This is a genomic window from Pseudarthrobacter phenanthrenivorans (assembly GCF_000813845.1).
Classification (GTDB): Bacteria; Actinomycetota; Actinomycetes; order Actinomycetales; family Micrococcaceae; genus Arthrobacter; species Arthrobacter phenanthrenivorans_B.
On sequence record NZ_JWTB01000022.1, the window covers coordinates 86839 to 100422 of the forward strand.

The window sequence follows — 13584 nt, forward strand, 5'->3', positions numbered from 1 at the left end:
AGGAAGAACGGGGAAAGCTCGTGTCCTAGCGTACCGGCCGCTGCCTGCGCAGCGCGCCCCTGGGCCAGGGCAGGGTTGCCAGGATGATGGCGGCCAGCGTGAGCAGGGTGCCCAGCACGGTGGCCGGGGCCACGATGGTTCCCGGGGCGGGAAGCACCAGGTCCAGGGCCAGCGAACCGAGCAGCTGCCCCGCGATCATGCCCAGGCCCGTGACCAGCACCCCCAGGCTGCGGACCAGGAGTGCGCCCAGGCCAATGAACACGCAGCCCATGGGCCCGCCCAGGTAATACCACCACTCGCCCGGCAGCGGATTGGCGGGACCAGCCACCGCCAGCTTCACGGCGAGCGCTGTCCACAGCACCAGGCAGCCCGCCACGAAGTTGACCAGCGTGGCGGCGATCGGGGTGCCGTAATGGACGGTGGCGGTACCGTTCATGGCCTGCTGGAAACTCATGAGGAACCCCGCCGCCACCGGCAGGAGGACCGGAATGAGCAAGGCTGAAGGCCCTCCGCCGCCGCCTGCGCCCGCTCCGCTGAACCGCGGTGACACTGCCCAGGCGACGGCGGCGATGGTCAGGATGCAGCCGATGATGCGGATGCCGGTGACGGATTTCTTCCCGGCCGGCCCGATCCCCAGCCGGTCCACCAGGAGGCCGCTTACGGTCTGGCCGGTGACGGTGGCGACGGTAAAGAGGGCCACGCCCAGGATGCCCACCGTAAAGGACTGGGCAAAAACGAACAGCGCACCGATCGCCCCGGCCACCACGTAGATGCGGGGAAACGCACGGTTCCGGACCGCCGGGAGGATGGCCGCCAGGCCGGCGCGGCCCCGTGGGAGCACCAGCGAAATCAGGATCATGACCAGCAGGCCTGTGCTGAAACTCACGGCCGCGGCGGCGATTCCGTCGTTGAGGCGGGCTCCCAGCGCCCCGTTGATCCGGCCCTGGACGGGAATGGCGAGGCCGGAGCCCACCGCCAGGGGGAGGCCTGCGAGGACCGGCAGGCGGGAAGGGGAGGTCATTGAATCCACCTTAGTTCAGGCATCATTGCTGTATGAGCAACCCGATTGACGACGTTCCCATCCGCGACAGCATGATCCGGCTGGGCCAGCTGCTGAAGCTTTCCAACCTCGTGGAGGACGGTGTGGAGGCTGCGGAGCTCATCAAGAACGGGCTGGTCAAGGTCAACGGGGAGATCGAGGACCGCCGGGGCCGGCAGCTGCACAACGGCGACTCTGTCAGCGTCAACGGCCAGACAGTCCGCGTGGTGGCACCAAAGGCAGACTAGCCACCCGGCCGGCCACCCGCCGTCGTACTCCTACTTGTTGAGGACCTCGTGGGTGAGGAACTCCCCCACGTGGCCGATCTCCTGCTGGTTGATGCCGTGCCACATGCCCGTGTAGAGCACCTTGGTGAGCTTGACGTGCTTCCGCACCCAGCCCATGGTGAACTCGATCTTGTCCTGGGTGATCACGGGGTCCTGCTGGTCCCGGCCCCAGAACATGGGAACGGTGCCGTCCAGCTGGTCGTCCTTGAAGGTGGGGTCGCCGTCGGCGTCCACCACGAAACCTGACAGTCCGACGACGGCGGCGAAGTCCGTGGGCCGCTGCCGCAGCAGCGTGGTGGCCATCGCCATTCCCATGGAGAAGCCCAGCAGCGTCACCGAAGGGTGGCCCACCCGGATCGTGTCGATCCACTCCAGGACGTAGGCTGAGGCCTTCTTGACCCGTTCCAGCGAGTATTCGATCGAGGCTGTCAGGGGGAACCAGGTGAAGCCGGGACCCATGGCGATGGGAGCCCGCACGGAGGCGACGGCGAAGTCCCCGGGCAGCATGTCGGCCAGGCTGAACAGGTCCTGCTCATTGGCGCCGTAGCCGTGCAGCAGCACCAGCAGCGGTTTGCCGGTGCGCTGGTCCTCCGGGTGGGACCACAGGACAACAGGGGCAGGAAATACTTCGGCGTCAGTCATGGTTTCCATTCTTACAGTTACCCGAAAGTAACAACCTACGTTGGCGTAGGCAGAGAGGCGGAAGGCAGGATAGGACCGTGACTGACGCAAGTGCCATCGAGACAACCTCCGGACGCTCCGGAACCCACCCGTGGACCCGGTATGTGGCGCTGGGCGATTCCTTCACGGAGGGCATCGGGGACCCCGAACCGTCGAGCCCCGGGGGCCACCGCGGCTGGGCCGACAGGGTGGCCGAAGAGCTGGGCCGCACCCAGCCGGACTTCGCCTATGCCAACCTCGCCGTGCGCGGCCGGCTGCTGCAGCAGATCGTGGACCAGCAGCTGGCGCCGGCCCTGGAACTGAAGCCGGACCTGGTCACCCTGTCAGCCGGCGGCAACGACCTCATCCGCCCCGGCGGCGACCCCGATGTCCTGGCAGAGAAGCTGGATTCGGTGGTCCAGATCCTGTCCATGGGCGGTGCCACAGTGGTCCTGTTCAACGGCCCGGACACCGGTTCGTCCGTGCTCAGCAGGATCCGCAGCAAGGTGGCCATCTACAACGAGAACCTGCGCACGGTGGCTGCCCGGCACGATGCCGTAATTGCGGACATGTGGTCCCTGCGGCAGTTGAGCGACCCCCAAATGTGGGACCAGGACCGGCTGCACTTCTCGCCGCTGGGCCACCACACGATTGCGGCCATGGTGCTGGACGCGCTGAATGTGGAGCATTCGCTGGAACCGCTGCAGCCCAAGCCGCTGCCGCCCCGCACCTGGCGCGAGGCAAGGAGCGGGGACCTGGTGTGGGCCCGCGAGTACTTTGTGCCGTGGGTGCTGCGCCGGCTGCGCCACCAGTCCTCCGGCGACGGCATCACGGCAAAACGGCCGACGCCGGGTCCCGTCTTTGGTCCCGGTGTTCCGTTGGGATCCGGCGAGGGGCCGTTGGGAACGTCGGAGCCCAGCCACCGGTAGGGCTGCCCGGGTTTAGTCTGGAAGGACAACACACGAGAGGCGCGGCACCGTGAGCAGCTTGTTTTTCTGGATTATCATCCTGTCCTTCGTGGTCCCCATGGCCATGCGTGCATACCGCCGCTCCATGGCCCGGCGGGACCGGAACCAGGGCCTTCCCGGCCAGTTCCCGCGGCCGGGAGAGTTCCCCGGGCCGAACCAGTACCCGGGCTTTGGCCAGTTCCCCGGCTCGGCCGGGCCGCAGAGCAACCAGCCCCGCGACGGCTACACCCAGCAGGATTACTTCTCCGGCGGCTTCCGCCGCGCCGGGCAGCAGCCTTTTGGCGGGCAGCAGCTGCCGCCGCAACAGTACGGGCAGCCGCTGCCGCCGCAACAGTACGGGCAGCCGCCCATGGCGGATCCCCGGTTCGGCGCTCCACAGGAACCGCCGTTCCAGCAGCAGGCACCCGGTCAGTCTTCCGGGCCTGCCACTCCCCCGCCGCCGGCTGCGCCGCAGGGGTACCGTGCACGCAAGCTGGCGGAGCTGGACCAGCAGTACACCAACGGTGAACTGTCCATGGAGGAATACATGAAGCGCCGCGGCGACATCATGAACGGCTAGCTGGTTTGCTGGGCAGGCAGGCCGGGGACAATCCCCGGCCTGCAGTACTTAATCCACCTGTGCTTAATCCACTTGCGGGAAGCCCAGGTCAATGACCGAGGTGCTCGGGTCCGGCCAGCGGGTGGTCACCACCTTGCCGCGGGTGTAGAAGCGGATGCTGTCCGGGCCGTACATGTGCGTGTCCCCGAACAGCGAGTTCTTCCAGCCGCCGAACGAAAAGGTGCCCACCGGGACCGGAATGGGCACATTGACGCCCACCATTCCTGCCTCCACGTCGAACTCGAACTGCCGCGCCGCCCCGCCGTCGCGGGTGAAGATGGCCGTACCGTTGCCGTATTCGTTGTCGTTGACCAGCTGTACGGCGTCGCTGTAGGTATCGACCCGGACCACGGACAGGACGGGGCCGAAGATCTCGTCGTCGTACACCTTCATGCCCGGTTTGACGTGGTCCACCAGGCTGACGCCCAGGAAGAACCCCTTCGAGTCGAACTGCTGCGAGCGCCCGTCCACCACCACCGTGGCCCCCTCGGCTTCTGCTCCGGCGACGTAGGACGCCACGCGTTCCCGGTGCTCGGCGGTGATCAGCGGCCCCATCTGGGAGGAGGGGTTGGTTCCGGGACCGATCGTGAGGTCGGCCATGCGGGTGGAAATCGCCTTCACCAGGTCGTCGGCGATGGTGCCCACCGCCACCAGGACGCTGACGGCCATGCAGCGTTCGCCCGCCGAACCGTAGGCCGCGGAGACCGCGGCGTCGGCAGCCATGTCGAGGTCGGCGTCGGGAAGCACCACCATGTGGTTCTTGGCCCCGCCCAGGGCCTGCACCCGCTTGCCGTGCTCCGCCGCCCGACGGTAGATCGTCTTGGCAATGGGCGTCGAGCCGACGAAGCTCACCGCTTTCACGTCAGGGTGCTCCAGCAGGACGTCCACCGCTTCCTTGTCTCCCTGGACCACGTTCAGCACACCGGGCGGCAGGCCCGCTTCGGCGAACGCTTCGGCGATGAACACGGCAGCTGACGGGTCCTTCTCGCTGGGCTTCAGGAGCACGGTGTTGCCGCACGCCAGGGCGCTGCCGATCATCCACAGCGGCACCATGGCCGGAAAGTTGAACGGGGTGATGCAGGCAACCACGCCCACCGGCTGGCGTACCGAGTGCACGTCGATGCCGCCGGCCACCTGCTCCGAGCGCTCGCCCTTGAGCATGTGGGACAGGCCGGTGGCGAAGTCGATGTTCTCCAGGCCGCGGGCAATTTCGCCTTCTGCATCGGAGAGGACCTTACCGTGCTCGCTGGTGAGGATCGCGGCGAGCTCCGGCTTGCGCTGGGTCAGGATCTCGCGGACCCGGAAGAAGATGGTGGTCCGTTTCGCCAGGCTGGTGGCCCGCCAGGCCGGCAGCGCGGCGCGCGCTGCTGCGATGGCTTCCTCCGTCCGCGCCGCCGAGGCCAGTGCCACCTGTTTTTCCTGTTCACCGGTGGCGGGGTTGAAGACGGGGCCGAAGCGGTCGGCGTCGCCGACGCGGGTGCCATTGATGTAGTGCGGGATGGTTTCCAAGGGAGTCTCTTTTCGTGGGGTGGCTTGCGCGGGCTGCTGGGCGGACGTCGTCTGCCTACTGTGCTGAAGGGGTCTGCGTGGCGGGCTCCAGCGAGCCGTCCACGAGTTTGATGATCATGGAGCAGTCCTTGCCCGCGTCGCCGGCGTCGATGAGCCGCTGGAAGAGCTGCTGGACGTGCCGGCCGATCTCCAGGGGCGTGCCGGTGTCTTCGGCGGCGCTGATGGCGAGCCCGATGTCCTTGTTCGCCAGCTCCGTGGTGAAGGTGGGCGCGAAGTCGTTGTTGGAGGCGGCGGTGGGAACCACCCCGGGCACCGGGTACCAGGTCCGCAGGGCCCACGAGTCGCCGGAGGAGACCGAGGCGATATTCCAGAAGACCTGCTTGTCCAGGCCCAGCCGGTCCGCCAGCACCGCGCCCTCGGCGGTGGAGGCAAGGTTGATGAAGAGCATCAGGTTGTTGCAGATCTTTGCCGCCTGCCCGGTGGTGGGGCCACCAGTGGGGATGATGTTCGCTGCCATGGGACCGATATACCCGGCCGCTTCCTCCACGGCACCCTTTTCACCGCCCACCATGAAGGTCAGCGTTCCTGCCTCCGCGCCGCTCATTCCGCCCGAAACCGGGGCGTCCACGAAGCGGAAGCCGGCGGCAGCAGCGGCGTCGTGCAGTTCCTGGGCGGAGGCGACGTCGATGGTGGACGAGTCAACGAGCAGAGTGCGGGTGTCCGCGTGCTTCAGCACACCGTCCTCCCCGAGGTAAACGGCGCGGGCGTGTTCGCCCTTCGGGAGCATGGTGAACACAACATCGGCACCCTTGACGGCATCGGCGATGCCGGCCGCACGGGTAACCCCGCGTGCCTCCGCGGCTGCCAGCGCGGCGGGATTGAGGTCGAAGCCGCGCACCTCGTGGCCGGCGTCCACAAGGTTCGCGGACATGTGGCCACCCATGTTGCCCAGGCCGATCCAACCAATAACTGCCATGTGTAAGCTCCTTTGCTTCCCTTCCGGCGCGTCGGCCGGGGTGTCTGTGTCCACCATCACACCACGGCTAAGGTGCAATCAAGGGGAAAAATCACAGACGCTCTGTGCATTGATGCACATCACTGAATGGAAGGCCCAGCGTGGACTCGAGACGCCTGCCAAGCCCGGACGACCTGCTCATCCTGTTGACCGTCGCCCGCCTCGGCCGCTTCAACGCAGTGGCGGAAACCTTGGGGACCACCCACACCACCATTTCCCGCCGTATCCTTGCGCTGGACAGGCAACTGGGTGGCCGCACCCTGGAGCGCAGCCCGCACGGCTGGGAGCTGACCCAGCTTGGTGCGGCGGCGGTGGAGGCGGCGGAGTCCATTGAGGCCACGCTGGGCTCGCTGTCCGGCCTGATCAGCCAGGACCAGGGCGCGCTCTCCGGCCTGGTCCGCGTGGCCACCACTGACGGCGTGGGGGCCGTCTTCGTCACCCCGTCACTGGTGCGCCTCCAGCAGCAGCACCCGCTGCTGAACATCGAGATGCTGAGTGCAACCCGGAAAGTCAGCCAGAACCGGTCCGGCGTGGACCTGGAGGTCGTCGTCGGCAGGGCGGACGTGACCACAGCGCAGACCATTTTCCTCAGCAACTACTACCTGCGCCTCTACGCCAGCCCCGGCTACGCCGCCAGGCACGGCCTGCCCGAAACGCTCGACGACGTGGGGCAGCACGCATTTGTGTCGTACGTTGAGTCGGCGCTGCAAGTGGAGGAGCTTGGGCCGCGCTGGTCAGCGCAGCTTCCGGCGCCCCGGACAAGCTTCCAGGCCACGAGCGTGTTCGCCCAGGTGGAGGCCGTGCGGCAGGGCGCCGGCATTGGGCTGCTGCCGAACTTCCTGGCGGCAGACGCGGACGTCGTCCCGGTCCTGCCGGCCGTCTTTGAACGCCAGCTCCCCATCTGGGCTGTCGCCCGGCCGGAGTCCCTGCGGTCGGCACGGGTGCAGGCGGTGATCTCTGCCCTGAAGGACGAAGTCAGGGACCGCTCCGCACTGCTGTCCGGCTGAGCCGGCCGGGACACCGGCGTGGGTGCCTCAGGCCCGGAAGAGCCGCCGGACCACGTGACCCGAGGCCAGGGCGTCCAGCCCTTCATTGATCTCGCTGAGCGGCCGCGTGTCGGAGTGCAGCAGCTCAACCGGCAGCTTTCCCTCCCGCCAGTAGCCGAGGTACGCGGGGATATCGCGCGCCGGCACGGCGTCACCCATGTAGGAGCCGAGCAGCCGTTTGCCTGCACCGGCGAACTGCAGCGCCGGCACGGTCAGCTGGGCGGACGGATGCGGCAGGCCCACGGAGACCACCGCGCCGCCCCTGGTGACCAGCTCCAGGCAGGACGCAATGACACCGGCCGAGCCCACCGCTTCGATGGCAACGTCGACGCCGTCGCCGGCTGCTTCGTCAATCAGCCGCCCCGCGTCCTCCGGCGTCCCCACCGCGGTGGCCCCGGCGTCGCGGGCCAGCTGATGCTTCCCCTGGTTGGGATCGATGGCGATCACGCTGGCGGCCCCGGCCAGGCGGGCCGCCATCACGGCGGACAGGCCCACCGCTCCCAGGCCGAACACTGCCGCGGACTGGCCGGGGCCGACTCCGGCGGTGTTGAACACCGCTCCCATTCCGGTGAGCACGGCGCAACCAAACATCGCCGCCACAGTGTCCGGAACGTCGTCGTCAATCACCACCACTGATTCGCGCGCAACCACCGCGTAATCAGCGAACGCGGAAACGCCGAGGTGGTGGTTGATCCGTTCCCCCGCCGGCGTCCGCAACAGTGCCGGGCCATGGAGCAGGTCTCCGGATCCATTCACCTCAGCTGCCCGGTGGCACAGGGCGGGCCTGCCGGACAGGCAGGCCCGGCACTGGCCGCAGCTGGGGACGAAGACCAGCACCACATGGTCGCCCACGGACACGTCGGAGACGCCGTCGCCCACGGACACCACCCGGCCCACCGCTTCATGGCCCAATGCCATGGGAAGGGGCCGGACGCGTGAACCGTCCACCACGGAAAGGTCCGAATGGCACAGGCTCGAGTAGGTGACGGAAACTCCGAGCTCACCGGCGCGCGGCTCCGGCTGCTCCAGCTCCTGCACCAGCAGGGGCCGGGACTCGGCGTAGCTCTGTTTTCCCTCGGCCCCGGGCGGGGCGGGAACGGTGGAGTAGAGGACGGCGGCCTTCATGGGCCTACTTCTTGCTGGCAGCGAGCAGGTCTGCCGTGCCCTTGGCGTCGGCGGCATCCACGTCGTGCAGCGAGATGCCCCGGGTTTCCTTCAGGAAGAAGACCGCGACGGCGGTGATGGCGCAGGCGATGAGGAGGTAGACCGCCACGGGGACGGAGGACTTGTAGGTGCCCAGGAGCGAGGCGGCGATGATCGGGGCGAGGGAACCGGCCACGATCGACGTGACCTGGTAGCCCAGGGAGACGCCGGAGTAGCGCATCCTGGTGGGGAACATTTCGGCCATGATGGCGGGCTGCCCGGCGTACATGAAGGCGTGGAACACCAGGCCGATCATGATGGCGGCCAGGATGATGGCGTCGTTCTTCGTGTCCATCATGGGGAAGGCGAAGAAGCCCCACGTGGCACCCATAATGGCGCCGGCCATGTAGACGGGCTTGCGGCCGAAGCGGTCCGACAGTTTGCCAACCATGGGCACGACGGCGAAGTGGACGGCGTGGGCAAGGAGCAGCAGCAGCAGGATGCGCGTGGTATCGGCCTGCACCACGGTCTTCAGGTAGGTGATGGAGAAAGTCACCACGAGGTAGTAGAGGATGTTCTCCGCGAAACGCAGGCCCATGGCGGTGAACACGCCGCGCGGGTAGCGCCGGAACACTTCGGCCACGCCGTAGCCCTTGTGGCCGGCGTCCACCTCCTTGCGGGCTTCCAGGAAGATGGGGGCATCGTTGACCTTGGTGCGGATGTAGTAGCCGATCAGGACGATCACGGCGGACAGCCAGAACGCCACGCGCCAGCCCCAGCCCAGGAAGGCGTCCTGGGTCAGGGTGGAAGACAGGATGAAGAGCACGGCCGTGGCCAGCAGGTTGCCCAGCGGCACCGCGGACTGCGGCCAGCTGGCCCAGAAGCCGCGGGACTTGCTGGGGCTGTGTTCGGCGACGAGGAGGACGGCGCCGCCCCATTCCCCGCCGACGGCGAAGCCCTGGGCGAAGCGGAGGAAGACCAGCAGCGCCGGAGCCCAGTACCCGATCTGCTGGAACGTGGGCAGGCAGCCCATGAGGAACGTGGACACGCCCACCAGGATGATGCTCAGCTGCAGCAGCTTCTTGCGGCCGAACTTGTCACCGAAGTGGCCAAAGACGATGCCGCCGATGGGCCGGGCCACGAAGCCGACGGCGTAGGTGAGGAAGGCGGCGATGATGCCGTCCAGTTCGGTGCCGGCATTGGGGAAGAAGGCCTTTCCAAAGACCAGCGTGGCAGCTGACGCATAGAGGAAGAACTCGTACCACTCCACGACCGTGCCGGCCATGGACGCGGTGACCACTTTCTTGAGGCCGGAGGCCTTGATGTCAGTTTCCTCTGTGCGCCTTGCGGCGGAGTTTTCCGTACTCATGTGAACTCCTTCGGCGTCGTCGTCGACACCACGGGGACCAAATCGGTGGCAGCCGGGTGTGATGCACACCACGAAAGCCGGATTCGATGAGTATGGTCTGCACTGAGTGCAACCTCAACGCCGAATAGTGCAGAGGGCATCTGCAGGAATGCACATCCCCCTGACCCGGGACCCGCAGGAGTGGCGATGCGCCTTGCCTTCTAGACCAGAAAGCTGCTCCGCAACTGGTGCCCCAGCTGGCCGATTTCGGTGAGGAAACCGTCATGTCCGATAGGCGCCTGGATAACGTGGACGTCCACGTCCCCGGGCAACGCCTGGGCGAGTTCCCGGGACTGCGACGGGAAATACAGCCGGTCGGAGTCAACGGCTGCCACGAAGAACCGTGCAGTGGACCTGGCGAGGGTCTCGGCCAGGGTTCCCCTGCCGCGGCAAACGTCGTGGCTCATCAGCGCCTCAGTCAGGGCGATGTAGCTGTTGGCGTCGAAGCGCTTCACGAGCTTGTTGCCCTGGTGGTCCAGGTAGCTTTCAACCTGGTAGCGGCCGCGGGCCGCGAGCACGTCCCCCTGGAGGGGCGACTCCGGCGCCTGGGGCGCCCGGCCGAAGCGGCCCTCAAGTTCCGCCGCCGAGCGGTAGGTGATGTGGGCGATGCGCCGGGCGAGCGCCAGCCCCTCCTCCGGGCAGGGGCCGCCGTAGTAATCGCCGCCGTTGAAGTGCGGATCCTGCCTGATGGCCAGGGTCTGGGCCTGTGCAAAGGCGATCTGCTCCGCTGTGCTGGCGGCGCCGACGGAAATGACGGCGCAGCGCTGCACCCTCTCCGGGTAGGTGACGGCCCATTCCAGCGCGCGGGCGCCGCCCATGGATCCGCCCAGGACCGCGAACCAGCTCTTGACGCCCAGCTGGTCCGCCAGCCTGGCTTCCGCGACGGTGCTGTCGCGGAGTGTGACGAGGGGAAAACGGGAACCCCACGGGGGTCCATCCGGGGCCGGCGAGGACGGCCCTGTGGACCCGTAGCAGCCGCCTACGATGTTGACCGATACGACGAAGAACCGGTCGGTGTCCACGGGGGCACCCGGCCCGGCAAGCTGTTCCCACCAGCCCTCTTCGTCGGTGTCGCCGCGGGTCACGTGCGTGCTGCCGGTCAGGGCGTGCTCGATCAGGATGGCGTTGCTGCCGTCGGCGTTCAGCGTGCCCCAGGTTTCGTAGGCCAGCGTAACGTCGGGAAGGTATCCCCCGGCTTCAAGCTCCAGCCCACCGATGGAGGCGTAACGGACAATCCCGTGTTCAGGGGCGGTGGTACGGGCGACGGTAACCGTCATGGCAAGACCTCTTCTACGCGCTTGCCTGCCGTCGTCTGACCGGCAGGCCAGGTCCTCACCCGGGGCACCCCACCGCGGAAGGAGGGTTGCCGGCCAGCAAGCCGGGGCTGTCACTGGCACTCATGACCTGGTACGAGTGTACGAAACACCCCCCGCACCAGGCCAAGAGTATGACCGGTTGTGACTTCCCCGCTTGCCGCCGGAGCGTTTGGGCGGCGGCAGCCTGCGCTCCCGACGCCCTGGGCTCCGTGCCCCGTACGGCCGGCTACCGGCTACCTGCTAAGCGTCCTTGGCGGCGCGGAACCCCGCTTCCAGGTCCGCCAGGATGTCATCGATGTGTTCCAGTCCGACGGACAGCCGCACCAGCCCCGGGTTCACCCCGGCCACCGCCTGCTGTTCCGGGGAAAGCTGGCTGTGGGTGGTCGACGCCGGGTGGATGACCAGGGAGCGGACGTCGCCGATGTTGGCCACATGGGAGTGCAGCTCAAGGGCGTCGACGAAGCGCTTGCCCGCCTCCGCGCCGCCGGCCAGGTTGAAGGCGACGACGGCGCCCGTCCCCTTGGGCCCGTACTTGCGGCCACGCTCGTACCAGGGGCTGGACGGCAGCCCCGCGTAGGCGACCGATTCGACGTCGTCCCTGGCCTCCAGCCAGCGCGCCACTTCCGTGGCGTTGGCGACATGCCGTTCCACCCGCAGGCTCAACGTCTCAAGTCCCTGGGAAATGAGGAATGCGTTGAACGGCGATACCGCCGAGCCCAGGTCCCGCAGCAGCTGGACGCGGGCCTTGAGGATGTAGGACAGGTTGGCGCCCAGGGCGCCGCCTGCTCCGAGGTCGCGGCCGTAGACAAGACCGTTGTAGGTGGGGTCCGGGGTGTTGAAGCCGGGGAACCGTTCGGGGTCCTTGCTGAAATCGAATTTTCCGGAATCGACGATGACGCCGGCGATGGCAGAGCCGTGGCCACCCAAGTACTTGGTGGCCGAGTGGATCACGATATCCGCCCCCCACTCCAGCGGGCGGATCAGGTAGGGGGTGGAGAGGGTGTTGTCCACGATCAGGGGGACGCCTGCCTCGTGGGCGACCCTGGAAATGCCCTCGATGTCCAGGACGTCCTGGCGCGGGTTGGACACCACTTCGCCGAAGAAGAGCTTCGTGTTCGGCTGGACGGCGTCGCGCCACTGGTCCAGGTTGTCCGGATCGGCTACGAACGTGACGGAGATGCCGAACTTCTTCAGCGTGTGGGCAAAGAGGTTGTAGGTTCCGCCGTAGAGGCTTGGGCTGGCCACGATGTGGTCGCCGGCCTCGGCGATGTTCAGCACGGCGAAGGTTTCGGCAGCCTGCCCGGAGCTGAGCAGCAGCGCAGCCAGGCCGCCCTCCAGGCTGGCGATGCGCTGCTCCACGGCGTCCTGGGTGGGATTGCCGATGCGCGTGTAAATGGGGGCGAGCTCAGCCAGGGCGAAACGGTTGGCGGCGCTTTCGGCCGAGGGGAATACGAAGGACGTGGTTTGGTAGATCGGCAGGGCACGGGCTCCCGTGGCGCTGTCCACCTCCTGCCCTGCATGGATCTGGCGGGTTTCGAAGGACCATCCGTTGGACACTGCAAATCTCCTTTGACATGGGCCCGGCATGCTTCGGAGCAGTACGGGCCGCGCTTGCTTCCGGCTCATGCCGGACAGCCAGGTCTTCACCCGGGGCACCCCACCGCGGATGGAGGGTTGCCGGCCAGCGAGCCGGGGCTTGGCGCTGGCGCTCATGACCTGGGCCCAGTCTAGGAACTGGATGCTTGCCCCGGACAGCATTGTGACGAACAAGGTCTTCCGGCCACCGTTTCCGCTGAATATCGGGGGCGCCGGGCGCCGGTAATGCTAGTAAGGCTACCCTTAGCTGAGAGCCCGATCACAAAGTGCCAAGATGTTCGCATGCGCATGGATCACGTCTCTTACGCCTGTGAACACGATGGCCTCGCGGCCACTACCGAACGTATTGCAACTGCCCTCGGCGTTGAGGCAGTGAAGGGCGGGGTGCACCCCCGGTTCGGAACCCGGAATATGATCATCCCGCTCGCCGGGCACAAGTACCTTGAAGTTGTGGAAGTGCTGGACCACCCGGCATCGGACAAGGCACCGTTCGGACAGGCCGTTCGTGCCCGTTCCGCAGCCGGTGGCGGCTGGATGGGGTGGTGCGTCGAGGTGGACGACCTCGCCCCCTTCGAGGAACGCCTTGGCCGCGCTGCCGTGAACGGCAACCGCAAGTTCCCGGACGGCCGCGAACTGGTCTGGAAGCAGATCGGCATCCTGGGGCTCATCGCGGATCCCCAGGTCCCGTACATGCTCAAGTGGGAAGGCGATCCGTCGCTGCACCCGTCCAACGCCTACCCGAGCAACCTCAAGATGAGCTGCCTGACCATTGCCGGTTCCGCTTCGCGCGTGACCGAGTGGCTGGGTGAGCCCGTGGAGAAGCCGCTGGAGGACGTTGCCGTGGAGTGGGTCGCCCCGCACGGCACGCCGGGCATCCTGTCGGTCACGTTTGAAACCGCCAACGGAGCCGTCACCATCTGACGATCCCTGCTTCCCGCAGCCTGCGGGATCTGCGCTCTCCGGCATGCCCGGATACGCTTCGGCCGCCATCGGGTGGTG

13 protein-coding genes and 2 riboswitches are annotated in these 13584 nt (G+C 67.3%); of the genes, 5 read left to right on the forward strand and 8 right to left on the reverse strand.

The features are described from left to right. Window positions 1–25: 25 nt before the first annotated feature. Window positions 26–1021 (reverse strand): DMT family transporter, encoded by a 996-nt coding sequence (locus RM50_RS12150; protein ID WP_043452909.1) that lies wholly within the window; start codon window positions 1019–1021, stop codon window positions 26–28. Between the two features lie 32 nt (window positions 1022–1053). Between RM50_RS12150 and RM50_RS12155 the strand changes: the two genes are divergently transcribed. Continuing rightward, the gene (locus RM50_RS12155; protein ID WP_043452912.1) at window positions 1054–1287 is read left to right on the forward strand and encodes an RNA-binding S4 domain-containing protein; all 234 of its coding nucleotides are present in this window, start codon (window positions 1054–1056) and stop codon (window positions 1285–1287) included. A 30-nt stretch (window positions 1288–1317) separates the two neighbouring features. Here RM50_RS12155 and RM50_RS12160 read toward each other — a convergent pair whose 3' ends face one another. After that, window positions 1318–1968, reverse strand: a complete 651-nt coding sequence (locus RM50_RS12160) for an alpha/beta hydrolase (RefSeq protein WP_043452916.1) — start codon at window positions 1966–1968, stop codon at window positions 1318–1320. A gap of 77 nt (window positions 1969–2045) precedes the next feature. Between RM50_RS12160 and RM50_RS12165 the strand changes: the two genes are divergently transcribed. Together RM50_RS12165 and RM50_RS12170 are read left to right on the forward strand one after the other, a co-directional pair. After that, complete coding sequence (locus RM50_RS12165) at window positions 2046–2915, forward strand: SGNH/GDSL hydrolase family protein (protein WP_043452918.1); 870 nt, start codon at window positions 2046–2048, stop codon at window positions 2913–2915. 49 nt (window positions 2916–2964) lie between these two features. Beyond that, entirely contained in the window at window positions 2965–3513 is a 549-nt protein-coding gene (locus RM50_RS12170) for a hypothetical protein (RefSeq protein ID WP_043452921.1), read from the forward strand. 63 nt (window positions 3514–3576) lie between these two features. On the opposite strand, the gene RM50_RS12175 is transcribed toward RM50_RS12170, so the two are convergent. Together RM50_RS12175 and mmsB are read right to left on the reverse strand one after the other, a co-directional pair. Beyond that, entirely contained in the window at window positions 3577–5061 is a 1485-nt protein-coding gene (locus RM50_RS12175) for a CoA-acylating methylmalonate-semialdehyde dehydrogenase (protein WP_043452924.1), read from the reverse strand. A gap of 55 nt (window positions 5062–5116) precedes the next feature. Next, on the reverse strand, window positions 5117–6037 hold the full coding sequence (gene mmsB / locus RM50_RS12180) for a 3-hydroxyisobutyrate dehydrogenase (RefSeq protein ID WP_043452927.1): 921 nt from the start codon (window positions 6035–6037) through the stop codon (window positions 5117–5119). A 140-nt stretch (window positions 6038–6177) separates the two neighbouring features. Between mmsB and RM50_RS12185 the strand changes: the two genes are divergently transcribed. Continuing rightward, window positions 6178–7083, forward strand: coding sequence for a LysR family transcriptional regulator (locus tag RM50_RS12185; RefSeq protein WP_043452929.1), 906 nt, complete (start codon window positions 6178–6180; stop codon window positions 7081–7083). Between the two features lie 27 nt (window positions 7084–7110). Here RM50_RS12185 and RM50_RS12190 read toward each other — a convergent pair whose 3' ends face one another. From RM50_RS12190 to RM50_RS12205, 4 genes are all read right to left on the reverse strand, one after another. Continuing rightward, a complete protein-coding gene (locus RM50_RS12190; RefSeq protein WP_043452930.1) occupies window positions 7111–8247 on the reverse strand; it encodes a zinc-binding dehydrogenase in 1137 nt (378 codons plus the stop codon). A 4-nt stretch (window positions 8248–8251) separates the two neighbouring features. After that, window positions 8252–9634: an MFS transporter gene (locus RM50_RS12195; protein ID WP_043452932.1), complete on the reverse strand. Its 1383-nt coding sequence runs from the start codon at window positions 9632–9634 to the stop codon at window positions 8252–8254. Window positions 9635–9834: 200 nt separating this feature from the next. Next, window positions 9835–10950, reverse strand: coding sequence for a homoserine O-acetyltransferase MetX (gene metX / locus RM50_RS12200; protein WP_043452934.1), 1116 nt, complete (start codon window positions 10948–10950; stop codon window positions 9835–9837). Between the two features lie 12 nt (window positions 10951–10962). Beyond that, window positions 10963–11078, reverse strand: a riboswitch (SAM riboswitch). A 151-nt stretch (window positions 11079–11229) separates the two neighbouring features. Next, the gene (locus RM50_RS12205) at window positions 11230–12546 is read right to left on the reverse strand and encodes a bifunctional o-acetylhomoserine/o-acetylserine sulfhydrylase (protein ID WP_043452937.1); all 1317 of its coding nucleotides are present in this window, start codon (window positions 12544–12546) and stop codon (window positions 11230–11232) included. Window positions 12547–12591: 45 nt separating this feature from the next. Continuing rightward, window positions 12592–12706, reverse strand: a riboswitch (SAM riboswitch). Window positions 12707–12867: 161 nt separating this feature from the next. Between RM50_RS12205 and RM50_RS12215 the strand changes: the two genes are divergently transcribed. Further along, window positions 12868–13506, forward strand: coding sequence for a VOC family protein (locus tag RM50_RS12215; protein ID WP_043452941.1), 639 nt, complete (start codon window positions 12868–12870; stop codon window positions 13504–13506). Window positions 13507–13584 lie beyond the last annotated feature (78 nt).

What these genes read in the sequence shown, in the direction of transcription:
- RM50_RS12150 (WP_043452909.1), bottom strand. Translation starts at nt 1,021, where the DNA reads ATGACCTCCCCTTCCCGCCTGCCGGTCCTCGCAGGCCTCCCCCTGGCG.
- RM50_RS12155 (WP_043452912.1), top strand. Translation starts at nt 1,054, where the DNA reads ATGAGCAACCCGATTGACGACGTTCCCATCCGCGACAGCATGATCCGG.
- RM50_RS12160 (WP_043452916.1), bottom strand. Translation starts at nt 1,968, where the DNA reads ATGACTGACGCCGAAGTATTTCCTGCCCCTGTTGTCCTGTGGTCCCAC.
- mmsB (WP_043452927.1), bottom strand. Translation starts at nt 6,037, where the DNA reads ATGGCAGTTATTGGTTGGATCGGCCTGGGCAACATGGGTGGCCACATG.
- RM50_RS12190 (WP_043452930.1), bottom strand. Translation starts at nt 8,247, where the DNA reads ATGAAGGCCGCCGTCCTCTACTCCACCGTTCCCGCCCCGCCCGGGGCC.
- RM50_RS12195 (WP_043452932.1), bottom strand. Translation starts at nt 9,634, where the DNA reads ATGAGTACGGAAAACTCCGCCGCAAGGCGCACAGAGGAAACTGACATC.
- metX (WP_043452934.1), bottom strand. Translation starts at nt 10,950, where the DNA reads ATGACGGTTACCGTCGCCCGTACCACCGCCCCTGAACACGGGATTGTC.
- RM50_RS12215 (WP_043452941.1), top strand. Translation starts at nt 12,868, where the DNA reads ATGCGCATGGATCACGTCTCTTACGCCTGTGAACACGATGGCCTCGCG.